Origin of the sequence: Streptomyces sp. NBC_01454, assembly GCF_036227565.1 — a bacterium.
Classification (GTDB): Bacteria; Actinomycetota; Actinomycetes; order Streptomycetales; family Streptomycetaceae; genus Streptomyces.
The window spans coordinates 7,302,646-7,325,426 of sequence record NZ_CP109460.1 but is presented as its reverse complement, the minus strand read 5'-3'; the positions used below and the strand labels follow the sequence as shown (position 1 = coordinate 7,325,426).

Annotated in this window: 21 protein-coding genes; 6 read left to right on the top strand and 15 right to left on the bottom strand. The window is 72.2% G+C overall.

Annotated elements, in window-relative coordinates:
• Positions 1 to 19 precede the first annotated feature (19 nt).
• Both OIU81_RS32440 and OIU81_RS32435 read left to right on the top strand, forming a co-directional pair.
• On the top strand, positions 20 to 1,033 hold the full coding sequence (locus OIU81_RS32440; protein ID WP_329153545.1) for an alpha/beta hydrolase: 1,014 nt from the start codon (positions 20 to 22) through the stop codon (positions 1,031 to 1,033).
• A gap of 643 nt (positions 1,034 to 1,676) precedes the next feature.
• A complete protein-coding gene (locus OIU81_RS32435) occupies positions 1,677 to 2,297 on the top strand; it encodes a class I SAM-dependent methyltransferase (protein WP_329153543.1) in 621 nt (206 codons plus the stop codon).
• A 31-nt stretch (positions 2,298 to 2,328) separates the two neighbouring features.
• On the opposite strand, the gene OIU81_RS32430 is transcribed toward OIU81_RS32435, so the two are convergent.
• From OIU81_RS32430 to OIU81_RS32375, 12 genes are all read right to left on the bottom strand, one after another.
• Positions 2,329 to 2,529 carry a hypothetical protein gene (locus OIU81_RS32430; protein WP_329153542.1) on the bottom strand — a complete coding sequence of 67 codons (201 nt, stop codon included), beginning with the start codon at positions 2,527 to 2,529 and terminating at the stop codon, positions 2,329 to 2,331.
• Positions 2,507 to 4,414: a carbamoyltransferase family protein gene (locus tag OIU81_RS32425; protein WP_329153541.1), complete on the bottom strand. Its 1,908-nt coding sequence runs from the start codon at positions 4,412 to 4,414 to the stop codon at positions 2,507 to 2,509. The genes OIU81_RS32430 and OIU81_RS32425 overlap by 23 nt, the downstream gene beginning before the upstream one ends.
• A 1-nt stretch (position 4,415) precedes the next feature.
• The gene (locus tag OIU81_RS32420; protein WP_329153540.1) at positions 4,416 to 4,601 is read right to left on the bottom strand and encodes a hypothetical protein; all 186 of its coding nucleotides are present in this window, start codon (positions 4,599 to 4,601) and stop codon (positions 4,416 to 4,418) included.
• 11 nt (positions 4,602 to 4,612) lie between these two features.
• A complete protein-coding gene (locus OIU81_RS32415; protein WP_329153539.1) occupies positions 4,613 to 5,530 on the bottom strand; it encodes an SGNH/GDSL hydrolase family protein in 918 nt (305 codons plus the stop codon).
• A 121-nt stretch (positions 5,531 to 5,651) separates the two neighbouring features.
• Positions 5,652 to 6,587, bottom strand: coding sequence for an NAD(P)/FAD-dependent oxidoreductase (locus OIU81_RS32410; RefSeq protein WP_329153537.1), 936 nt, complete (start codon positions 6,585 to 6,587; stop codon positions 5,652 to 5,654).
• Between the two features lie 3 nt (positions 6,588 to 6,590).
• Entirely contained in the window at positions 6,591 to 7,931 is a 1,341-nt protein-coding gene (locus OIU81_RS32405) for an MFS transporter (RefSeq protein WP_329153535.1), read from the bottom strand.
• Positions 7,924 to 8,826: a phytanoyl-CoA dioxygenase family protein gene (locus OIU81_RS32400; RefSeq protein WP_329153533.1), complete on the bottom strand. Its 903-nt coding sequence runs from the start codon at positions 8,824 to 8,826 to the stop codon at positions 7,924 to 7,926. The genes OIU81_RS32405 and OIU81_RS32400 overlap by 8 nt, the downstream gene beginning before the upstream one ends.
• Before the next feature lie 151 nt (positions 8,827 to 8,977).
• The gene (locus OIU81_RS32395; RefSeq protein ID WP_329153531.1) at positions 8,978 to 10,876 is read right to left on the bottom strand and encodes a carbamoyltransferase C-terminal domain-containing protein; all 1,899 of its coding nucleotides are present in this window, start codon (positions 10,874 to 10,876) and stop codon (positions 8,978 to 8,980) included.
• A 108-nt stretch (positions 10,877 to 10,984) separates the two neighbouring features.
• Positions 10,985 to 12,568, bottom strand: coding sequence for a radical SAM/SPASM domain-containing protein (locus OIU81_RS32390; RefSeq protein WP_329153529.1), 1,584 nt, complete (start codon positions 12,566 to 12,568; stop codon positions 10,985 to 10,987).
• A 197-nt stretch (positions 12,569 to 12,765) separates the two neighbouring features.
• Entirely contained in the window at positions 12,766 to 12,933 is a 168-nt protein-coding gene (locus tag OIU81_RS32385; protein WP_329153527.1) for a hypothetical protein, read from the bottom strand.
• 350 nt (positions 12,934 to 13,283) lie between these two features.
• Complete coding sequence (locus tag OIU81_RS32380) at positions 13,284 to 13,520, bottom strand: hypothetical protein (RefSeq protein WP_329153525.1); 237 nt, start codon at positions 13,518 to 13,520, stop codon at positions 13,284 to 13,286.
• Between the two features lie 248 nt (positions 13,521 to 13,768).
• Positions 13,769 to 14,503, bottom strand: coding sequence for a DUF4232 domain-containing protein (locus tag OIU81_RS32375; RefSeq protein WP_329153524.1), 735 nt, complete (start codon positions 14,501 to 14,503; stop codon positions 13,769 to 13,771).
• A gap of 406 nt (positions 14,504 to 14,909) precedes the next feature.
• On the opposite strand from OIU81_RS32375, the gene OIU81_RS32370 reads away from it, so the two are divergent.
• Complete coding sequence (locus OIU81_RS32370; protein ID WP_329153523.1) at positions 14,910 to 16,439, top strand: transcriptional regulator; 1,530 nt, start codon at positions 14,910 to 14,912, stop codon at positions 16,437 to 16,439.
• 53 nt (positions 16,440 to 16,492) lie between these two features.
• Here the strand turns inward: OIU81_RS32370 and OIU81_RS32365 are convergent, their stop codons facing one another.
• Together OIU81_RS32365 and OIU81_RS32360 are read right to left on the bottom strand one after the other, a co-directional pair.
• Positions 16,493 to 17,020, bottom strand: a complete 528-nt coding sequence (locus tag OIU81_RS32365) for a GNAT family N-acetyltransferase (protein WP_329155516.1) — start codon at positions 17,018 to 17,020, stop codon at positions 16,493 to 16,495.
• A 167-nt stretch (positions 17,021 to 17,187) separates the two neighbouring features.
• A complete protein-coding gene (locus tag OIU81_RS32360) occupies positions 17,188 to 17,835 on the bottom strand; it encodes a cysteine hydrolase (protein ID WP_329153522.1) in 648 nt (215 codons plus the stop codon).
• A gap of 190 nt (positions 17,836 to 18,025) precedes the next feature.
• Here OIU81_RS32360 and OIU81_RS32355 point away from each other — a divergent pair, with 190 nt between their 5' ends.
• The 3 genes from OIU81_RS32355 to OIU81_RS32345 all read left to right on the top strand — a co-directional run bounded on the left by OIU81_RS32355 (position 18,026) and on the right by OIU81_RS32345 (position 21,810).
• The gene (locus OIU81_RS32355) at positions 18,026 to 18,517 is read left to right on the top strand and encodes a pyridoxamine 5'-phosphate oxidase family protein (RefSeq protein ID WP_329153520.1); all 492 of its coding nucleotides are present in this window, start codon (positions 18,026 to 18,028) and stop codon (positions 18,515 to 18,517) included.
• 364 nt (positions 18,518 to 18,881) lie between these two features.
• On the top strand, positions 18,882 to 20,342 hold the full coding sequence (locus OIU81_RS32350) for an acyl-CoA synthetase (RefSeq protein WP_329153518.1): 1,461 nt from the start codon (positions 18,882 to 18,884) through the stop codon (positions 20,340 to 20,342).
• Positions 20,343 to 20,391: 49 nt separating this feature from the next.
• A complete protein-coding gene (locus OIU81_RS32345; protein WP_329155515.1) occupies positions 20,392 to 21,810 on the top strand; it encodes a carboxyl transferase domain-containing protein in 1,419 nt (472 codons plus the stop codon).
• A gap of 31 nt (positions 21,811 to 21,841) precedes the next feature.
• Here the strand turns inward: OIU81_RS32345 and OIU81_RS32340 are convergent, their stop codons facing one another.
• Positions 21,842 to 22,750, bottom strand: coding sequence for a LysR family transcriptional regulator (locus OIU81_RS32340; RefSeq protein WP_329153516.1), 909 nt, complete (start codon positions 22,748 to 22,750; stop codon positions 21,842 to 21,844).
• Positions 22,751 to 22,781: the final 31 nt, after the last annotated feature.

Here is a 22,781-nt window from a genome sequence, read left to right as displayed (position 1 = left end):
CTCTCGGGCCAAACTCTGGTTGATCGGGATCGCCGCCCTGGCGACCCTCGGCGTTCTCGCATGGCCCATGATCGACCACTCCACCGTTCACCCGGCCCAGAGTGACCACGTGACCTACGGCCAACAGACATCGGGATCCGGCGGGAACCAGGGCGGGGGTGGCGCCACCCCGGCCAAGACGTTGATGCCGACCGGCCCCCAAGCCGACTTCCGGGTTCAAAATCGACTGTCCGATGGCACCACGATCGGCGTGGTGACGCTCAAAGGCCCCAAATCCGGTTTCACCGGCAAGGTGTGGGTGTGGGCGCCGAAGCAGTACAGCGAGCCCAAGTATGCAAAAAGCGGTTTCCCCGTGATGGTGGCGCTGCCCGGCGGCGAGGGCTTCCCGTACAACTACTGGATGGGAACCGACCTCAAGCTGCAGGCGACCATCGCCAAGTTGTCGAAGGAGGGCAAGAGCCTGCCTTTCCTGCTCGCCATGCCGGTGCTGAACCCGAATGCCAAGAACTACTACGACGGTAGCGACATACCCGGCCAGCCCAAGATGGGCACCTGGCTGACCGAGGATGTCCCCAATCTGATGAAGGCCAATTTCCGCACCCTCAAGTCGCGCGACGGCTGGGCCTTCATGGGCTCCTCCTCCGGTGGTTTCTCGGGGCTGAAAGCCGTACTCAAGTACCCGGACAAGTTCAAGGCCGTGATTGCCTCCGGACCGGACATCGTGCCGGACTCCCCGCTGTGGGCGGGCTACGGAGCAGCCGAGCAGGCGAACAACCCTGAGAGGCTGGCCCGGAAGCTGATTGCCAAGAAGGGCCCCGACGTCTTTGTCGAATTCCAGGTCGGCACCCTTGAGCGAACGGTGATGCCGAAGGTCGACAAGTTCATCGCCCAGTACGGCCACGGCCCCGTCAAGACACACCTGTTGAAAATCCCGGGCGGCCAGCACGACGCCAAGAAATATGTGCAGGGAATGGCTGACAGCAGCTTGCAATGGATCAGCGCGCATATGGAGGGGCCAACCGCCGCGTCCTGACGGCAACTGTGCCTGCTCTCCGGCAGGCACCTGCGGTGCGCTCTCGAGCTCAGGGCGCACCGCTGCCACTCGGGCCCGCCCGGGTGCCGAACAACAGCTTCTCTCCGGAGCGGGGGGCACTCCGTTCCTGCCCTCCGCGGAACGTTCGCGGGCCCCCTTGTCCACTCCGGAGCCGCCGACGGACGCCCTCTCGTCGCACAGAAGACGACCCACCGGCACGGTGACAACCACGGCGGCCGTCGCCACTTCGGTCGCGGCAAAGACCGCACGACCACACGACTGCACTCCCCCGACCGCACCCGATCCAGACCGACAGGGCCTCCCTCCGTGCTCAGCGGTTGGTAAAGCCGGGCGCATCCCGCACACGACGTTCGACATACCGGGAGCGGGATCCGGCGCTTACTGGTGTGGTGGCTTGAGCAACAACGGATCGCATGACAAGCCGGAATGCACACCCCGCAGAACGACGGCAGTGTGAAGAGGGGCCCCGCCACCAAGGCGCTGGCGCGCGCCAAGGTGGACGTCAAGGGCGGCTCGGTCACCCTCGGCTGACGGCGCGGCCGCCCAGCCGCCCGCCGGGGCCGCAACCCCGGCGGGCGGGTGTCCACGGCCGTCGCGGCCCGGCGGCTAGGATCGGACGGTGATGCAGAGCGCAACTCTGGCCGGGGCCTTCGACGAGCTGGCCGACAGCTACGATCACCGGCACCACGAGGAGATCGCGCGGGCCCTGATCGCGTGGGTGTCCCCTGGTGCGGCCGACGCGGTCGCCGACGTGGCGTGCGGCGCGGGAGCCGTCGCCCGGCAACTCGCGCGGAGCCGGCCCGACACCGCCCCGCCCGTCCTGGCCGTCGACCTGTCTCCCGGGATGGTCGCGGTGGGCCAAGCCCGCGCCGCTGGTCCGGCACCGGAGACGGCGATCGACTGGCGGGTCGCCGATGCCGTCCCGCTGCCGGTCGCCGAGCACTCCCTCGACGTCGTGCTCTGCGCGTCCTCGCTGCACTTCCTGGGGCGCCGGGCACTGGCCGACTGGCGGCGCGCCCTGCGTCCGGGTGGCCGGGTGGGTTTCACGCTGCCGCTGGCCACGCACTTCCGGCCGTCGGAGCGCTTCTCGGGTCACCTCGCCGCCGACGTGCCGCTGCCTCACACCGCGCAGGAGGCGAGCCGCTGGGCGACGGCGTGCGGATTCACCGAGGCCGATTCCCGCGTCCATGTCCTCGGCACGCGCCGCGTGGTGGTGACCTCGGCGCGCCGGGACGGCCGGTGAGCCCGCGCGCCCACGGGCTGCCGCCGTCCACTCAGGGGGCCCGGCGGAAGGTGGCGAAGCGGCGACGGGTAGGAGCCGGGCGGTCCAGATAGCTCGCCCGGCGGCCGTCCCAGGAACGCCGCAGCGGGTCCCGCACCGCCCGCGCGCACAGTCCGGCCGGGGTGACCACCGCGAAGTACAGCACTGCCGGGCCCAGGCGCCGCAGCCGCTCAGTCCATCGGGATCGTGGCACGCCAGTCGACCTCCTCCCGCCACTCGGGCTGCTCCCGCTTGTCCAGCAGGTAGTCGCCGAGGACCAGCAGATCGATCCGGGTGCGCATGAAACAGGCGTACGCCTCCTCGACGTCGCGCACGATCGGCTCCCCGCGCACATTGAACGAGGTGTTCACCAGCACCGGGCAGCCCGTGCGGTCCCGGAAGGCGGTGAGCAGCGCGTGGAAGCGCGCATGGTGCTCGGCCGACACGGTCTGCACACGAGCCGAGCCGTCGACGTGGGTGACCGCCGGGATCGTCGAGCGCGGCACCCGCAGCAGCTCCGGGCCCGTCGCCCCGTCCGCCGCGGTCCCGCACTCCCGGCGCTGGGCCGCGGCGACCTGCGCGGTCAGCAGCATGTACGGGCTCTCTTGTGGCAGGTCGAACCAGTCCTTGGCGTCCTCGGCGAGCACCGCGGGCGCGAACGGGCGGAAGGACTCCCGGAACTTGGTCTTGAGGTTGAGGGTGGACTGCATGGCGGGATCGCGCGGATCCGCGAGGATCGACCGGTTGCCCAGCGCCCGCGGCCCGAACTCCATCCGCCCCTGGAACCAGCCCACCACCCTTCCCTCCGCGAGCTCCGCCGCGACACGCTCGGCCATCTCCCGCTCCGGCAGGCGCACGGCGGGGTAGCCGCCACGGGTCAGGAACTCCTCGGTCTCGCCGTCGGAGCAAGCGGGGCCGAGCAGCGCCCCCGCCATCGCGTCCGTGCCGCGCCCCACATGAGGGCGGGGCGCCCCCCGGCGGTGCGACTCGGCCAGCGCCGCGCCGAGCGCCCCGCCCGCGTCCCCGGCCGCCGGCTGCACCCACAGCTCGTCGCAGACCCCGTCGGCCAGGACCCGGCCGTTGGCCACGCAGTTGAGCGCCACCCCGCCGGCCAGGCACAGCCGTCGCTCCCCGGTGCGTTCCAGCGCCGTCCGGGCCAGCCGCAGCATCACCTCCTCGGTCACCTGCTGCACGGAGGCCGCCAGGTCGAACTCCCGCTCGGTGAGCGGGCCTTCCGGTGTCCGGCGCGGCCCGTCGAACAGCTCCTCGAAGGCCCGGCCGACCATGGTCTGTCCATACTGGAAGGTGAAGTGCCGCAGATCCAGGCGGAACGAGCCGTCCGGCTTGATGTCGATCAGCCGCTCCCGGATGAGCGGCGCGTAGCGCGGCGTCCCGTAGGGCGCCAGGCCCATCAGCTTGTACTCGCCCGAGTCGACCTTGAAGCCGCAGAAGTACGTGAAGGCCGAGTACAGCATGCCGAGCGAGTGCGGGAAGCGCAGTTCCGCGAGCGGGACCAGTTCGGTGCCCCGGCCGTGCCACAGCGTCGTCGTCGCCCACTCCCCCACGCCGTCGACACACAACACCGCGGCCGACGGGTACGGGCTCGGGAAGAACGCCGACGCGGCGTGCGAGGCGTGGTGCCGGTGCGCCACCACCGGCGGCAGCACCTGCCCCGGGGCCAGGACGCGCAGCCGCGCCCGCACGTCGTCCAGGGCCCGCCGCTTCCAGCCGGCCCACTGCGGGAACGCCCGGCGGAACACCGGGAGACCGTGCGGGGCGGTGGCCAGCCAGGTCGCCAGCACGCGGCGGAACTTCAGCGCCGGGTCCTCGTAGAACGCCACGGCCGCCAGCTCGTCGAGGCGCAGCCCGGCCTCGCGCAGACAGCAGGCGACGGCGTGCGAGGGGAAGCCGGGATCGTGGCGGCGCCGGGTGAAGCGCTCCTCCTGCGCCGCCGCGAGCGGGGTGCCGCCGGCCACCACGGCGGCCGCGCTGTCGTGGTAGTAGGCGGAGATGCCCAGGACCGGGCGGTCCGGCCCGCCGGGGCCCCAGCGGTCGGCGCGCGCACCGCCCTTGCCGGTCCCCCTGTCCGACCTCCCCATGTCAGAACAGGGGGTAGACGGATGCGTCGTCCTCGGGCTGCGGCCGCAGCGGGGACGGCGGCGCGGGCGGATCGGCGGGCCGGTCCGCCGGGGCGTCGGGGGCGGGCCCCGGACGGCCCCGGTGCCGCAGCCAGGAGGCGAGGCGGCGGACCGCCGACGCGGGCGCCGCGCTGCTGTCGTCGTGCATGGCGGGGCTCCTCACACCAGGTCCAGGCGGTCCGCCAGCTGCCGGGCCACCAGGTCGTATCCCAGATCGGTGCAGTGCACGCGGTCGATGAACAGCCAGTCCGCCGGCTTCGCGGCCTCGGCCAGCGCCACGTTCAGGTCCAGGAACGGCACGTCGAGCCGGGCGCATCCGGCGGCCAGCCGGTCCGCGTAGGCGCGGCCCACGGCCATGGTGGAGATGTCGTTGTGGAAGCGGCGGAAGTTGGACACCTCGTCCAGCTCCTCGAAGAGCAGCTGCTCGCGGGGCAGCGGCTCCTCGCGCACCCAGGGCGCGAGCGGCTGGAGCGCGAAGACCAGCCGGGCGCCCAGGCCGTCCGCGAGCAGCTTCCAGGCGCCCAGGTGACGAATCGTCAGCTCGCTGGCGTGCGCGACCCGCTGGTCCGACGGCGGTACGACGTCGGGGGCGGGCCCGCAGTCGAAGAAGGCGCCGTGCCGGCCCTGCTTCTCCTCGGGCAGCCGGCTGAGCACCAGATTGTTGACCCCGGAGAGCAGCACGATGTCCTCGACCGGCGGGAGTTCGTGCTGGAAGAGGGTGAACAGCAGCAGTTCCTGGGCCGAGTTGTGACTCTGCCCGGCGATGTTCAACCAGGGCAGCCGGGGCGCGTGGGCGTTCCACAGCCGCGCCGAGATCGTGGCCGCGTCACCGGTGGCGCCCACGCCGAAGACCGCGGAACTGCCGGCGAGCACCCGCACCGGGCCGTCGGGCCGGTCGTCGCCGACCGTCGCCCGGAGCCCGCCGGGGCCCGGGGTGACCCGGAAGCCGTGCCGGTCGGTGGTGTGGACGGGGCTCTTCTCGTTGCCGTACTGGAAATACCCGAGATAGGGCTGGTCCTCCAGGACGAAGGTGTAGTGCTCCATGTGCGGGGTGAACTCGGCACGGGGTGACGTCATCGCGAAGGGGCTCCCGTCGGTGCGCTGTGCGTGGCTGTCGTGCCTTGCGTGGTGCCCGGCCGCCCTGCCGTGCGCGGTGGGACCGTCGGGCACGGCAGGGTGCGGGGTGGGCGGCCTGCGCTCAGCGGGCCGGGGTCGGGGGCGGCGGTTCGGGCAGCGAGCCGGGGCGGTCCTCGCGGATCAGGTCGGCGTTGATGGCCATGCCCGCCAGCCCTCCGCTGGCGGCGGCCATCGCGGCCTGCTGCATGTTCCGGCCGAGGTCACCGGCCACGTACAGCCGGGGCAGGCTGGTGCGGCCGCGCTCGTCGGTCTGCACGGACTCCAGGTCCGGGGCCTGCAGCCAGGGGCGCAGCGGAGCCACCCGGGGCTCGATGTCCAGGTGCAGGAAGAGCGCCCCGTAGCCGGCGGACCGGCCGTCCTTGAACACCACCTCGACGCCTTCGGGATGCGGCTTCACCTCGCTGACCGTGTCGGTGACGACGGGCACGCCGGCCGCGGTGAGCCGGTCCCGCTCGTCCTGGGGCAGCTCGCGCCGGTCGGTGAGGTAGGTGATGCGGTCGGACCACACCGTGAGGGTCGCGGCCAGGCACTCGCTCGCCACGACCCCTCCGTACACGGCGAAGCTGCGTTCGCGCACCTCCCAGGCGTGGCAGTACGGGCACTCCAGGACGGTCGTGCCCCACAGGTCCGCCAGGCCCGGGACCGGCGGCAGCACCGAGCGCACACCGGCCGCGTACAGCAGGGTGCGGGCCCGGACGGTGCCGGACTCCTTGGTGGCGACCACCACGTGAGCACCGTCGTGTTCCGCCGAGACCACCTCGTCGTCCCGGAACGTCACGTCGTACGCGGCGAGTTGGGCGCGCGAACGGGCCCGGAAGTCCGCGATCGTCGCCCCGTCGTTGGTGAGGACGTTGTGCATGACGCCCGCCGCCATGTTGCGGGCGTCACCCGAGTCGATCAGCAGCACCCGGCGGCGTGAACGGCCCAGGTAGAGCGCCCCGTTGAGGCCGGCCGGGCCGCCTCCGACGATCACCGTGTCGTAGAGCTGTGTAGCCAATGGTCACCCCTTGTCGAGAAGGTCACTGTGCGCAGGCGGGTCGGAGGGCGGCGCACCGGAGGACAGCGGTGGTGCGCAGGGCGCCGGGAGTGCGTCGCCGGGCGCGGCGGGGTCCTCGCGCAGGGGTGCGAGCAGCACCAGCGCGCCCACGGCCAGGACGGTCCCGCACACCACGAACACCGCGGGCACGGACAGGGCTTCGGCGAGCAGTCCGCCGAGCGTCGCGCCGACCGGCATGGTGCCCCACGCGCACAGCCGGGACACGCTCATCACCCGGCCCTGGAGATCCTCCGGCGTGAGCCGCTGGCGCAGCGACATCACCGGGATGTTCCAGCCCATCATGAAGACGCCGTTGGCGGCGAGTGCCAGCGCGGCCAGGACCGGATGGCGGCCCAGGCCCAGCGCGGCGTACGCGGCCCCGGACGCCACCAGGGACCAGCGGGCCAGCCGTACGGTGGGCAGCCGGTCGGCGGCCCGGGGCGCCAGCCAGCTGCCGGCGACGGCGCCCAGCGAACCGACGGCGAGCAGCAGTCCGTACCCGGTCGCGCTCAGCCCCAGCGTGCCCTCGCTCAGCAGCACCAGCATCGAGAACGTCGCCGAGAACACCAGGCCGTAGAGGGCGCTCGCGGCCAGTGTGCGCCGCAGGGTGCGATGGCCGAGGACGAAGCCGAGCCCGGCCCGGATGTCGCGGAGCACCCCGCTGCGCGCCCGGCCCGGTGCCGCCTCGCGGGTGGTGGTGCGGGCGAGCGGGGCGAGTCCGAGGAGCAGCAGCGCGGCCAGTGCGTACAGCACCCCGCCGGTGGCCAGCGCCGCGGCGGCGGTCAGGCCCACCAGCAGGCCCGCCACGGGCGGTCCGGCCGTCTCGTTGAGCACGATCTGCGCTGCCATCAGCCGCCCGTTGGCGCGCTCCAGGTGCCGCTCGTCGACCAGGCGCGGCAGCATCGCGGGCGCCGCGGTGTCGGCAAGGGTCTCGGCGATGCCCAGCAGGAACGCCAGCGCGTACAGCAGGCCCAGCGGACGGTTGCCGGCGAGCAGCAGGGCCGCGCCGAGCAGCGCCGCCCCGCGCACCAGGTTGCTGCCCAGCACGATCCGGCGCCGGTCCACCCGGTCCACGAGGACGCCCGCGGGGAGCGCGAACAGCAGCCAGGGCAGCATGTTGACGGTGGTCAGCCCGGCGACCACCGCCGGGTCGGGGTGGTGCGCGACCACCAGCAGCGGCAGCAGCGTGCGGGTGATGCCGTCGCCCGCGTTGGAGGCGGCCGTCGAGGCCCACAGCCAGCGGAACGGGCGGCCCAGGTCCGCCCGGACGGCCGGGCGGGCCCCGGAGGGGGCGGTGCTAGCCAACAATGCTCCCCTCGGACCATGCACGCAGGCCCAGCAATCGCTCGCCCAGTGGGGTCAGCGTCGCCGGCCCGTACAGTGCGGCCTCGTCCTTGCGCACCCCGCCCTGCGGCGGATGCGGCGGGATCCGGTCCCGCCAGAACCGCACCCGGGCCTCGCGGAGGCCGGCGTTCTCCTCCCAGGCGGGCGCCATGGTCAGGTACTGGGCCATGCGCACCCGGGCCTCGGAGACGTTGGGGTGCACCCCGTGCGGCAGCAGGCTGTTGAAGATGATCAGGTCGCCGGGCGCGACGCTCGGCGTGGTGATCCGGTAGCCGGTGATGTCCGGCGTGAACGGGTCGCGGTCGGCGGGCCGGCCGCTCACCCACTTCTCCCAGTCGGTGAAGATCTCCGGCACGCACTGGAAGCCGCCGATCTCCTCGTCGCCGTGGGTCAGCGAGAGCACCGCCTGGCAGCTGACCTGCAACGGCTCGGCGGAGGTGTCCACGTCCCAGTGGATGAACCCGTCGAAGGCGCGCGGTCCCCGGTTGGGCGGGTTGACGTTGGCGAAGTCAATGGTGACCCACAGGTCGGCGCGGTCCCAGATGTCGGCGAAGGCCCCGTGGACCCGCGGGGTCTGCCGGACGTCCCACTGGGCCTGGTGGTTGTACATCTCGACCAGGCCGCTGTGGCCCGGCAGCCGGTCGTTGCCGGTGTGCGGCGAGCCCCAGGTCGAGGGGTCCTCGGGGTGCATGTCGAGGAAGGAGTACAGACCCTCGGTGAGGGCGGTGACCGTCTCCGGCGCGACCGCCTGACGGATGATCACATAGCCTTGGGTGATCCACTGTTCCCAGTCCGCGGGGGACAGGACGCGCAGTGGTTCCGTCTTGTGGATGTCTCGCAGTGGAATGGCGGCCACGGGCACTCTCCAGGGACACGACGCCTGCACATGATCGGGTGGGACCGGCCGGCCCCGACATCGCCGTTTCGGCCAAACTTCACCGGGTCGGGCCGGGCCGGGGTGCCGGGGGAATCGGGTAAGGGGCGCTGGGCGGGGGCGGGGGCGGGGGTCACTCGACGATCAGGCGGCGTTCGGGCAGCACCACGGCGTCCAGCTCGGTCCCGGTGAGCAACTCCAGTGCCTCGTCGAGGTGGTTGAGGAGGGGGCGGCCGCCGCCGTTGGCGCTGGTGTTGATGAGCACGGGCAACTCCGTGCGGGCGGCGACCGCGTGGCACAGCCGGTGCAGCAGCGGCTGCGCGTCGGGCCGTACGGTCTGCAGGCGCGCCGTACCGTCGATGTGCCGTGCCTCGGCGAGCCGTTGGGCCCGGTCGGGCCGCACCCGCACCGCGAACAGCATGGTCTCGGTGTGGTCCAGGGGCCCGGTGAAGAACTGGTCGGCCAGCTCCTCGGGGCAGATCGGCGCGACCGGCCGGAACCACTCCCGGTTCTTGATCGTCTGGGAGACGTAGCGGCGGGCGCCGCTCCAGTGGGCCGAGACCAGCAGCGAGCGGTGGCCCAGCGCCCGCGGTCCGGTTTCCAGGCCGCCCTCCAGCCAGGCCACGCACCGCCTCTCGGCCAGCAGGTCGGCGACGGCCTGGACGAACTCCTCGTCGTCGGCCGGGCGGCGCAGGGACAGCCCGAGGCCCCCCAGCCGCCGTCGCAGGCCGTCGGCCGTGGAAGCGTCGTCGCCGTCGTCACCGTCGTCGTCCACCGCCTCCAGGCCCTCCAGCGGCGGTCCGGCGTAGGCCAGCGGCGCCCATCCCGAGCGGCCCAGCAGGGCCGGGCGATCGGCCGGGTCGGCGACGGCCAGCGCCGCGCCCAGCGCGATCCCCGAGTCGTCGCAGCAGGTCGGGATGGACACCCGGGTGAACTGGGCGCATTCGGCGAGGCGGCTGTTGGCGGTGATGTTGAGCGCGCAGCCGCCCGCGTAGCAGAGCGTCGCGTAGCTGGGGAAACGCCGGCTGATGCCGGTGACCAGCGACGTCAGGTCCCGCTCCACGGCGGTCTGCAAGGTGGCCGCCAGGTCCCTGCAGATGCGCGCGCCGGGGGAGGTCCCGACGGGGGTGCTGCGTCCGTCCGCGGTGCGGATCTCGTCGGGGAAGACCGAGCCGAAGGAGTGCACGACGTCGTCGTCCGAGGAGTCGGCCAGGCCCGCGTCCAGATATCCGCCGCTGTGCGGGTCGTACTCCCACCAGGTGTCGGCGTAGCGCAGCGCGGTGCCGGTCAGCCGGTCCTCGTCGAGCCGCTCGTACAGGTCCGGCGAGGCGCGCCGGGTGGACTGCGGGACGAGCATGGCGCGCAGCACCGGCAACAGGGCGTCATCGGTCTCCCCGGTGGCCGACAGCCCGAGCAGCTTGCCGGTGTCGAACTGGCTGCCGTGGACACGCCGGGCAAGCGCCTCGTAGACCAGGCCGAGGCGCGGGCCGGTGCGGTTGGTGAAGGACATCACCGGGGTGAGCTGGTCGCCGTCGCCGAGACAGACCATGCCGCACTCGGCGTAGTTGCCCGTCCCGTCCAGCGCCAGCACCAGGGCCTTGCGGGCCCCGGAGGTGTAGTACGCGAGGGCGGCGTGCGCGTAGTGGTGGCGTACCGCGGTCAGGGTGAGGCCGCCGAACCCCTTGGCCAGCGGCCAGTCCACGGGTTTGATCACGCGGGTCACCGCATCGGCGAGACCCGTGCCGCCGGTGGCCGTCCAGCGGGCGTCCTCGTTGACGAGTTCCACCAGGGCCGGGGGCAGTACCTGGCACACCGGCGTGTACCAGTCGGCCACCGCGATCCCGGTCACCGGGCCCGCCGCCCGCTCCCGTAGCTCCGCCAGCCATGCGGCGGCGGCCCGCGGGAAGCCGCCGTTGCCGCCGCACACATGGCGCAGCCCCAGGCGGCGCTCGGCCTCGATGACGCGGTAGCCGCCCGCCTCGGTGAGCGCGGCCCCCGCGTCGTGGCCGAAGTGCATCCCAATGATTGCCATGGAACCAATCACCCTTCCTCGGCCCGGACCGGGGTCGTGGGGCCGGGTCGTGGATCGGCGGCCCGCCTCGCGCGGGGCGGGCCGTTGCGGAGAGCGTCGGGGACCGGCTCAGGACAGCGTGGCAAGACTCTGGGCGTGATGGCGCTCCAGGAGGCCCTGCACCACCTCGCGCATGTAGGAGCAGTAGCCGGGCGACATCACCTGGATCGAGCCGTTCTCCTCCTCCAGCGCTCCGGCGGAGCCGCCCGAGCAGGTGCCCTGGAGCTCGCAGCCCTGGCAGCCGGGGCCGTTGGTGTAGGCCCGCATGCCGTAGTCCTGGTAGGCGGGAGAGGAGAAGATGCCGCGCCAGTCGTCGATGGTGCCCAGCTTGCGGGCGGTGGCCTTGCAGGCGAAGACGCTGCCGTTGGGCTCGATGGAGAGCTGGCGGCCCACCGCCGGGCAGGTCTTGTAGTCGGCCTGCTCGGCCCACTTGGCCTCGTCGATGATCATCTGGAAGGTCTGGTACCAGTAGCCGCTGAGCTGCACGCCGCGCGCACGCCCGTAGTCGACGGCGGCCAGCAGCCGCCGCGCCACGTCGTGCGGGCTGTGCTTCTGGAAGAACTCCTTGGCCTGGAAGGACACGATGACGTCCAGGCTGTCCAGACCGGCCTCGGCGACGAAGTCGATGAGCGGGGTGCCCCACTTGTCCCAGGTGAACTGGGAGAGCACCGAGGTGATGCTGACCGGGACGCCCGCGGCCTTCATGTCGAGGATCGCCTTGCGGATCACCTCCCACGAAGTGCGCTGCTGCTGCCCGCCGCGGAACTCACCGGTCTCCGGGACCAGGTAGTCGATGGAGACGGTGGTGTCGACGCGGTGCCTGGCGAGCGCCGCCAGCAGCTCGTCGTCGATGCGGGAGCCGTTGCTGGTCAGGTCGTAGGAGAGGGTGACCCCGTCGTGGCTGTCGCCGAAGGTGCGCAGCACGTGCAGGATGGTGCCCCGCGCCAGGGTGGGCTCGCCGCCGAAGAACGACACCGTCAGATGGCCGCCACCGTTGGCCTTGCGCAGCTCGATGGCCTCCTTGACGGTCTTCTCGGCCACCTCGCGCGACATGTGCATCGAGGGGTTGCGGACCTCGTCCGAGCCGTGGTTCCAGTCGCCCTCGGCGAACGTGGGGCCCGAGTCCTGGCGGGTGGGGCCCGTGACCTCACGCGTGCGGCGCAGTTCGACCAGGACCGGGCCGGGTTTCACCGACTCGCCGGAGGTGTTGCGCTCCTCGACGCCGCCGTCGAAGTTGTACGCGAAACAGCCCTGACAGGAGAAGTTGCAGGCGTTGGTGAGCACGAGCTGGATGGAGGAGTGGAACACCCCGCTTCCGAGGGCGCTCCGCCGGCTCTCCAGCAGGCCGTCGATCTCCGCGGCCTCGTCGTGCCCCGCCTCGACGAGGAACCGGGCCTCGACGAGGTCACGCAGTGCGTCGTCGTCGGCCCGCTCGCGCAGTCGGTCCCAGCTGGTGCCCTGGGAGGCCTCCTTGAGGAGTTCGACGATGTCCCGGTCGATCAGCCGAGCATTTCCGAAGAGTGCGTGAAAAGCCATGGTCCGCTCGTCGCCCTCATAGGAATCGAGCCGGCCTCCGAACGACGTGAAATCCCGGTTGCCCGCGGCACGCAGGGTGCGGACGTAGCGCGAGGACTGGTACATCGAATTCTGCATGGCTGAAGACTTCTCCCTGCGTCTGACGACTTCCGACGCGACATACGACGCGGCCCTGGGCGCGGCGTGCGGCACTGCGTCGGTGAAAAGGGCCCCGGGCGCGGAGCCGTGGACGCGGACCGGCTCCGGCCCTCGGCCCGGCCCGCGCGACAGACCGGGGCCCGGCCGGTGGGCGGGGCCCCGGGGAACCTCAGCCCTTAGGCCGACGCACGCTCGTTCCGCTGCTCAGCGGGGGCCGGGACGGCCTCCGCCTGCTTGTGGGCGGGCGTAATGGTCGGGGCATTGCCCTTGTCCGGGGAGACGAACGCACACGGACGGGACGACGCGGTGACCGCGGGGCGGGCGACCTTCTTGACTTCGGCCATATGGCCTCCTCAGTAGGTGCGAAACAACGCGTTCCACTGAAGCAGAAGAAAACCACACGCAATAAGCCTTCAACCGGACACGGTTGGAAAAGCGCGGCACTCCGGGGCACACCAATGGGAATTGATCCTTCAGCATTCGGCGCATGCCACTCCATCTGCCGATTCACCCGCGCACCACCGCGTGATCCGCCGCGGGGTGATCACCGCCGGCCGCCTTTCACCTGCCCTCGCACGGGGTGAATTCCGGCCAGGAACGGGATGGCGCGGTGCACGACCTGGCAGGCGCTACCGCGTGGTGGAGCGTCTCGCCGGCAGGGGGCGCGGGCGCAGGCCGGGACCCTGCCGTCCCTTCAGCCGGCTTTACCGGCCGCGGAGAGCACCGTGAGCACCCCGGCGGACAGGCACAGCTGGAGGATCGCGCCCGACAGCCCCATGCGTTCCTCCAGTTGACGAAATCCGGTGGGTGGAATGACGAACGCGTCCAGCACCCAACCGCCGAATTCGAGGAGCACGGTTCCGAAGGCCGCCCTGAAGGCGATCTCCACCTCGTTCGGGGGCTGGATGCGACCTGCCGTGGCGCGGATCATTCTTTCCCTCTCCTGGAGGCGTGAGGGCCGGGGTCCCCTTGCGTTCCCCTTACGGTCGGTAGCCAAGACGGTGGGCATCGGTTGCGGGTTCCACCGGTCGCCCCGCGGCCCGTACGGAGATCCCGTACGGAGATCCCGTACGGGCCGCATGCAACTGATGGCGCGTCAGGGTCTTACCTGTGCAGGGTGATTGGCTCGTGTGCCGGCTCCGACCCGCGCTCTTCGGCCCCACGCCCCTCCGAAATCGGTCAGAACTGCAGCGCGTCGGCCGCCGAGTTCTGCCAGTAGGTGACCGAGGCGTTGTCGTCCTTGTGCGTACCGGTGGGCAGGCTGAGGGTCACCGGTGCACCGGTCGAACCGGAACCGCTGCGCGGCGTGAAGTACACCGTCAACTTCCGGGCGGTGCGGCCATGGGTTCCGCCGGCCGCGCTGCTGAGCAGGACGGACGCGTACACGGACCGGCCCGGGGCGACCGTCGCCACGGCCTGCGGCTTGCTGTCCTCGTTGACCTGCGTGGCGGACTGTTCGTCGTCGAAGCGCAGGGACGGCGCGAAGTAGGCGTTGCAGGAGCGGGAGCCCTTGTTGGTGATCGTCAGCAGCAGGTGGTTGAGGGGGCGCGGCACCTTGGTGATCACGGCCGTCACGTTGTCCCCCGTGCAGGCATCGGACGAACCGGACGCCTGGCCAGGGGCCTTCCCCGCGGCCGGACTGTTCGCCGGGGCCGAGTTCTTCCCTGCGCTGGAGGACGAGCCGCTGCCGCTTTCCTTGCCGCTGCCGTTGTTGTTGCTGCCGTTGTTGCTGCCGTTCTCCTTGCCGTCGGCGTTGTCTCCCGGGCGCGCAGTGGCCGCGTCGGCGGCGGCGTGCCCCGGGGAGCGGGCGTCCGACGACGAGCCGTCACAGGCGCTCAGGGACAGCGCGGCCAGGACGGCAGCGGACGCGGCGACGGCGGTACGGGGGCGGATGCGGATGCGGATGCGGAGCATGATGATCTGCGTTCCTTTCCCTCCACTTGTGGAGGTGTGGTGCTGAATGTGGTGCTGGGTGTGACGCTCGGGGAGCTGGGTTCGTGTGTGAGGGGGGAGTCGGTTCGTGTGTGTACGGGGCGACTGTCCTTATCGGAACGGTCTCAGTTCCCGTCGAGCAGAGAAATGACGATCGCAGCGCAGGCGATCAGCACAGCGAGGGCGACAACATCACTGAGATACGGGCGGGTTCGCATGGCTCTTCCGGTCTCGGTGGCACTGCGTACAGCCTGCGAGGCGGTCGGCGCCGCGCCAACCGATCCGCGACAATGAGAGAAGCTGGAACGCCGGCAAGGGGTTTGACCAGGGGAATTGACCCTTCCCTGGAACAGCGTCCTGGAACGGCGGAATGAACAGGGGGATCAGGGTGGCCACAGAAACCGAAGGGTTCGCGCGCCTGCTGCGCCGGCTCAAGGAGCGCTCCGGGCGCAGCTACGGCGTCCTCGCCGGGCAGTTGCACATGAGCGTGTCCACGTTGCACCGCTACTGCAACGGCGACGCCGTACCCGTGGACTTCGGCCCCGCCGAACGCCTCGCCAGGCTGTGCGGGGCGAACCGCGAGGAAATGGTGGAGCTGCACCGCCTGTGGATCGTCGCGGACGACGGGCGCCGCCGCGGCCGCTCGGCGTCGGCCGCGGCGGCAGCAACAGCAGAGACGGCAGCGACAGCAACGCATTCGGCACCGCCTCGCGGCGCCGGGTCGGACACGGCAGCGGGCGCACCGGCACGCTCCGGAACATCGGCACCCGCTGCGCCCGAGCCGAACTCCCCGGAATCGGAGGGCCCGTCAGACCGCCCGGACCACGCGTGCGATCCGGCTCCCGTCACCCCCGACACCGCCATCGCCCCCGGCGCGCCCCGTTCAGCCGCCGCCACAACCCCAAACACCTCGCCCCCCACCACAACCGCCCCCACCGCCCCCACCGCCCCCTGCACCGAAGGGGACACCAAGGCCGCCGCCGTCTCCCCCACCCGCAGCCGCCTCCGCTTCGCCCTCGCCGCCCTCGCCCTGGTCTCCCTCGCCGTACCGGCGGCCCTGGCCTTCGAGGGGGGAACGGGGGCTGACAGCGGCAGGGACCCGCGTGCCGCCGCAGGCCCGCCGTCCGCCGGCGGCGATCCCGCCGCGACCGCCAAGAAGGCCCCCGCCCCCGGACCTTCCGCCTCGAAGCACTCCCCCGCCCACGGCGACAAGCGCAAGCACGGCCCCACCACGTCCGCCCGCCCGGAAGCCTCCGACGCGAGCCGCCCCTCCACGGGAGACGATGAGGACGCAAAGGGCAACGGCTCCGCCCCGCACGTCGGCGTCAGCTCGTACAACTGGGACGAGCCGTGCAGCGTCAGCTACCTGCTCCAGCAGGATCCGGAGCACGTCCCGCCGCCACCCGCGCCGCAGGACAGCCGTGGTTGGGCACGCGCCATGGGCGGCATCGACGGCGGCAGTCTGCCGCTCCAGCTCACGGCGACCGGCACCTCGGACGAGGCCGTCGTGCTGACCTCGCTGCACGTCCGGGTGGTGAGCACGCATACCGCGCTCCCCTGGGCCGCCTATTCGATGGCCGACGGCTGCGGCGGGGGTATCACCCCACGCCGTTTCGACATCGACCTGGACAGCGAACGGCCGACAGCGAAACCGGCGGCCGGCCAGGATGGCGACATCAAGGTCCCCGCGAAGGACTTCCCCTTCAAGGTCTCCGCCCATGATCCGCAGGTCCTCAACCTGGACGTGCACACCGAGGGCCACGACGTCAGCTGGTACCTGGAGGTCGGCTGGAGCAGCGGCGGCCGGCAGGGAACCCTGCGTGTCGACGACGGCGGAAAGCCCTTCCGCACCAGCGCCATCGAGGGCCACGACCAGCTGACCTACTGGACGGGGGAGCGCAAGTGGGTGCCCAAGTAGGGGTTCACGAGCTTGTCAGCACCGCGGTCTTTCCCAGGACAGCGCGCGGACGATCAGACCCTGCCGACGGGTGACTGCGTCGCCGGACACTCCCATCTGATCTCGCCTTCGTGCCAGTGACCGGTGGGGGCCAGGCCGGCAGCGGCGGCAACGGCAGCGGATGCGTGATGATCCGGATGAATGTGGGCACGGATCACCTCCACGCCTTGCTCCCGCAGCCAGGAGGCCAATCCTCGTGCCGCCTCAGAGGCAATCCCGCGCCCTTGCCACGGGGTCCCGACCACCCAGGCAACCTCCGCCACACACCCGCGCCCCTCAGCAGTGATCCTTGCCTGCACCGTCCCGGCCAGGCACTGCTCCTCACGGACCCGGATCAGCCAGTTCCACCACGTCTGCGAGGGCTCGGGAGAGCCGGCCACCAGGCGTTCATACCGTGATCGCAACGCCGGCGCAGAGTGCGGAACACCGCCGATGAAGACATGAAGGGCCGGGTCGGAGAGCACCTCGGCCATCTCGTCCGCGTGCTCCACGGCGAGCGGCACGAGGCGCAATCTCCCGGTCTCGACGGCCCCGATCTTCATGGCGTCCACGCAGTCTCCTGTCCCGCCACTCCGGCAGCTGGCGCCCATCCGACACTACGGTGCCGGCAGAACTCGGGAACACTCCCGGGCCGCGCTGATCACCACGTGCTGTCCCAACTGACCGACAAGCGCTGTCCCCAGAAAGTGAACAAAGCCGGCCGTCCCGCTCAGCGGTCGCGGTGGGGTCGTCGCCAGCTGGTCAGGACCTCCTCCGTGGTGGTAACCGTGGCGACCAGGGAGAGGGTGTTGGAGAGCATTGCGGCGGTGTATTCGGCGGGGACCCCCGCGATGGCGTCCGCGGGGACCACGGCCGTGTAGCCCAGGTTGACCGCGTCGAACACGGCATTGGGGATCGCCACATTCGCCGATACCCCGGTGATGACGAGCGTGCGGCACCCGGCGTTGCGCAGCAGTGCGTCCACCTCGGTGCCGGCGATCGGCGAGAGGCCGTGCAGCCGGCGCACCACCAGGTCGTCCTCCGTCACGGGAATCGGATCGGCGACCCGTACCGCCGTGGACCCGGCGAGCTGCTGGACGGGCAGCCGCTCGGCCGCCCTGAAGAGGCGGGCGTTGTGGCTGGCGCCGCGGCCGTCGGGACGGCATTCGGCGATCGCGTGCAGCACCTGGACACCGGTGTCATGGGCGGCCGCCACCAGGCGCGCGACGTTGGCCAGCGCCCCCGACGCGCGGGCCACCTCGGCCAGTTCGGGCAGGGCGCTGTCCGGGCCAACCACGCCGCGCTGGCACTCGACGGTCAACAGCACGGTAGAGGCCGGGTCCAGTTGCGCGGCGCGTCGCGCGGCGTCCGAAGGCATCGCATTCCCCTCTGGCGGATCCGGTTCCCTGACGGGCCCGTTCACGGCGGGTGAGGGTAGCGGGCATTGCGTACGTCAGGAAGAGCCCGCATGATTTCTGACACCCAGTCAGTTGAGGATCGGACGGACCGGGTGTCGGGGCAACGGGTCAGTGCTCCCTGGGCGGGCACACGGCGGAGGGCGGGGTCGGATGGCCGGCACACAGCGGCGCGGGCGCCGGATCATGATGACGCGGGGCGAGCTCGATGCGTTCCTCGGGACGCAGCGCACCTGCCGGGTCGCGACGGTCGGCGATGACGGCACACCGCACGTCGGGGCGCTGTGGTTCGTCTGGGACGGCACGGCGCTGTGGCTGTATTCGATCACTCGCAGCAAGCGGTGGGCACAGCTGCGCAAGGACCCGCGGCTCGCGGTGGTCGTCGACGACGGGCACGAGTACGGCGAGCTGCGCGGCGCCGAGCTGTCCGGCCGGGTGGACTTCGTCGGGGAGGCCCCGCGCACCGGCGAGCACTGCCCGGAACTGGACGCCCCGGAGCGGCTCTTCGCCGAGAAGTACTTCGGGATGCCCCGGATGCCGCACGACGGCAGGCATGCGTGGCTGCGTCTGACGCCCGGGTCGGTGGCGTCATGGGACTTCGCCAAGATCCCGGGGGAGCGTGATGGCCGGGCCGAGGGAGCGTGAAGGCCGGATCCGGGAGGGCGTGGACGCCGGATCCGGGGGGCGTGGACGCCGGATCCGGGGGGCGTGGACGCCGGATCCGGGGGGGCGTGGGTGAAGGCCGCACCCCGGGGGCGCAGGTGAACACCGCGGGCGGATGACGTGATTACCGTGACCTGATCACCGTGACCTGATCATCTGCCGGAACGCAGGTGACCGCCGCGAGGTGCAGGCCCCGCCGAGCCGAAGTTGATCTCCGTCCACAGATCGCGTTGTCGGTGGTCTCTGCGAGAGTGGTGTCCGTCAGCCCGATCCGCGCCGGCAGGGGTGCGGAAGCGGGACGGCCGGTCGTGACGGGCCGGACGCCGACGAGGACGAAGGAGATCCGGTGAACGTGCTCTTCCCCGCGCTGCGCGATGCGTCGCCCACCCCCGCGCTGCGCTTCGGCGACCGCGCGCTGAGCCATCAGCAGCTGGCGTCGGTGGCGGGCGCGCTCGCCGAACGGATCGCCGGCGAATCCCGTATCGCGCTGTGGGCGACGCCGACCCTGGAGACCTCGATCGGTGCGGTGGCCGCACTCCTCGCGGGGGTGGCCGCGGTACCGGTGAACCCGAAGATCGGCGAGAGCGAGCTGGCGCACATCGTGGCGGACAGCACGCCCTCGCTCGTCCTGGCCGAGCCGGGCGCCGATCTGCCGGGGCCGCTCGCCGCGCTCCCCCGTGTCGACATCGAGGCCGCGGAGCCGCCCGCGGGAGCCGGCCCGGCCCCGCTGCCGGCCGAACCGGGCGACGAGGCACCGGCCTTGATCGTCTACACCTCCGGCACCACCGGGCCGCCCAAGGGCGTCGTGCTCCCCCGGCGCGCCCTCGTCCACACCCTGGACGCCCTGGAGGACGCCTGGCAGTGGACCGCCGACGACGTCCTGGTCCACGCCCTGCCGCTGTTCCACGTCCACGGCCTGATCCTCGGCATCCTCGGGCCGCTGCGCCGCGGCGGCAGCGTCCACCACCTGGGGCGCTTCAGCACCGACGCGGTGGCCCGGGAGCTGTCCGCGGACGGGACCATGCTGTTCGGCGTCCCGACGATGTACCACCGCCTGGCCGCGGAGGCCGGCCAGGATCCCGTGCTCGCCAAGGCGCTGGCCCGGGCCCGGCTGCTGGTCTCCGGCTCGGCCGCGCTGCCCCGGACCGATCATGAACGGATCATGGCCGCCTGCGGCCGGCGGGTGATCGAGCGCTACGGCATGACGGAGACGCTGATGAACACCAGCGTGCGGGCGGACGGCCCGGATGCCGTCGGCACCGTAGGGGTGCCCCTGCCGGGGGTCTACGTCCGCCTGGTCGACGACGCGGGCCAGGCCATCGAGGCGGACGACGCGGAGACGGTCGGCGAGATCCAGGTCCGCGGCCCGAACCTCTTCGTCGAGTACCTCAACCGTCCCGATGCCACCGCCGCCGCCTTCGACGGCGGATGGTTCCGCACCGGGGACATGGCGACCCGTGACGCCTCCGGGAACTACCGCATCGTGGGCCGCAAGGCGACCGACCTGATCAAGAGCGGCGGCTACAAGATCGGCGCGGGGGAGATCGAGAACGCGCTCCTGACGCACCCCGGGGTCGCCGAGGCCGCCGTCACCGGCGCCCCGGACGAGGACCTCGGCGAGCGGATCGTCGCCTGGATCGTGCTGCGGACCGGTCCGGACGCGGAACCGGCGCCCTCCGGCGAGGAGCTCGCCGAGCATGTCGCCCGTCAGCTGGCGCCCCACAAGCGCCCGCGCACCGTGCACTTCCTGGACGCCCTGCCGCGCAATGACATGGGCAAGATCCTCAAGCGTGAGCTCCGTGTGTGAGGACGGGCGCGGCGAGGCCGAGGAGCGCGCCGGCCCTGCCACCGAGCCCATGCCCTGTACGCGGCTGACGGCCCGGCAGGCCATCGCCGCGGTCTCGGAGGCGTACACCGAGCTGACCGTGCCGGAGGGACCCGGCGCACCGGCCGCGGCACCGTTCGCACCGGACGGCCCGCTCGGCTGGCGGGGCTACGACGACATGCGCGCCCGCGCCCACGCCCGGACCGGCGAGCACGAGTCGGTGGTCACCGCCCTGGCCACGATGGGCGGCACGGAAGCGGTGGTGCTCTCCTTCGAGTTCCGCTATCTGGGCGGCTCCCTGGGCGAGCGCACCGGCGACCGCCTTGAAGCCGCGTACACCCTGGCGCGCGAGCGGGGTCTGCCCGTGGTCTCGCTGATCGCCACGGGCGGCAGCCGGATGCAGGAAGGAATGCGCGCGCTGACCCAACTCCAGCGGGTGGCCGCCCAGTCGGCGCGCAACCGCGCCGCGGGCCTGCCGCAGATCGCCGTGCTGCGCGATCCGACGACCGGCGGCGGCTGGGCCACCCTGGGCGCGGCCGCCGATGTCATCCTCGCCCTCCCCGGGGCGCAGGTCGGCTTCGCGGGCTCACGGGTACGCCCCGCGGACGCCGATCCGTACGCCTACTCCGCCGAGGGCCAGCTGGCGTCCGGGCACATCGACGCCGTGGTCCCGCCCGACCGGCTGCGCGCCACGGTCCAGCACTGGCTGCAACTGCTGTGCGGAGCAAGCGGACCGGACGGGGCGGACGAGGCGGACGAGCCGAACGGTGCGGGCGAGCCGGGCGAAGAAGCGGGGGCGCCGGCGCCCTTGCCGTATGCGCGCGGCGTTCCGGGACTGCCGGAGACCGGCTGGGGTGCGGTGGCCCGCGCCCGCGAGCCCCGGCGGCCGCGCGCCGAGGCCTATCTGCGGGCCTACTTCGACGACCGGGAGGAGATCAGCGGCGACCGCTGTGGCGGTGTCGACCCCGGGATGCGGTGCGGATTCGGCCGTCACGAGGGGCGCACGATCGCCTTCGCCGCCCAGTGCGGCACGGCCACCCGCCCGGCCGGATTCCGTACCGCCGCCCGCCTCATCCGGCTCGCCGACCGCCTGGGCATACCGGTCCTCACTCTCGTCGACACCCCGGGGGCCGCCAATGACGCGGCGGCCGAGCGCGCCGGGGCCGGCGCGGCCATCGCCGACACCTTCGCGGCGCTGGCCACCGCCCGCGTGCCCGTCACGTCCCTGCTCATCGGGGAAGGCGGTTCGGGCGGCGCGCTGGCCCTGGCCGCACCGGACCGGCTCTGGGCCACACCGGACAGCTACTTCTCCGTGATCGCCCCGGAGCTGGCCGCGGCCATCCTCAAGCGCGACCCGGCGCAGATCCATGACACCGCCGACCAACTCCGTATCCGCCCACAGGATTTGCTCGACCTCGGCGTCATCCGCGGTATCGCCCCACCGGCCTGAAAAATCTGCTGCGGCCGGCGCCGCTCCCGCCTCAGCAGCCCTCCACCCTCTTGCCGGCCGCCCGGAGCGCCTTCACGGCGGCCCGGATCGAGGGCCGGCGGTCGGCATCGGCGCGCCAGATGGCATAGACATGGCGGCGCATCGTATGGCGTACGGGTACCACGCTCACGCCTTCCGGCACCGGCCCGCGGCCGAGCCGCGGGGCCACCGCGATCCCCAGCCCGGCCGCGATCAGGGCGAGCTGGGTGTGATGCTCCTCGGCCATGTGCGCGATGCGTGGCTCCACCCCCTTGCTGCGCAGCGTGAACATCAGCCAGTCGTGGCAGAACTCCCCCTGCGGCCAGGAGATCCACTCGTCGTCCGCGAAGTCCTCCAGCTCCACGGACTGCCGCCCGGCCAGCGGATGGGTGGACGGCATCGCCACATCGGCCGGATCGTCCAGCAGTGGCGCCTTGGCCAGTCCCTCGGGCAGGGACAGCGGCCGGTTGTACCAGTCCAGTACGACCGCCAGGTCGAGATCGCCGCGCACCACACCGCGCACCGATTCGTCCGGCTCCATCTCCGTCAGCCGGGCACGCAGCTGGGGATGCTCGGCGGCGAGCGTGACGAGCGCGGCCGGGAAGACCCCCCGCGCCGCGGTGGGAAAGGCGCCCAGCCGCAGCTCGCCCACCGCCTGGCCGCGATGCGCCTCCAACTCGGCCTGCGCCAGCTCGACCTGGGAGAGGATGCGCGTGGCATGGTCGGCGAGCAGCCGCCCGGCGTCGGTCAGCCGCACCCCGCGCCCGTTCCTCGCCAGCAGCTGCTGACCGGTCTCCCGCTCCAGCTTGGCGATCTGCTGCGAGACGGCCGAGGTCGTCACATGCAGTCCGTCGGCGGCCGCACTCACCGAGCCGTGGCGGGCGACCGCACTCAGCGTTCGCAGGCGATCAAGGTTCAACATATAAGCAATGCTAAGCGATACCCGACAAGAA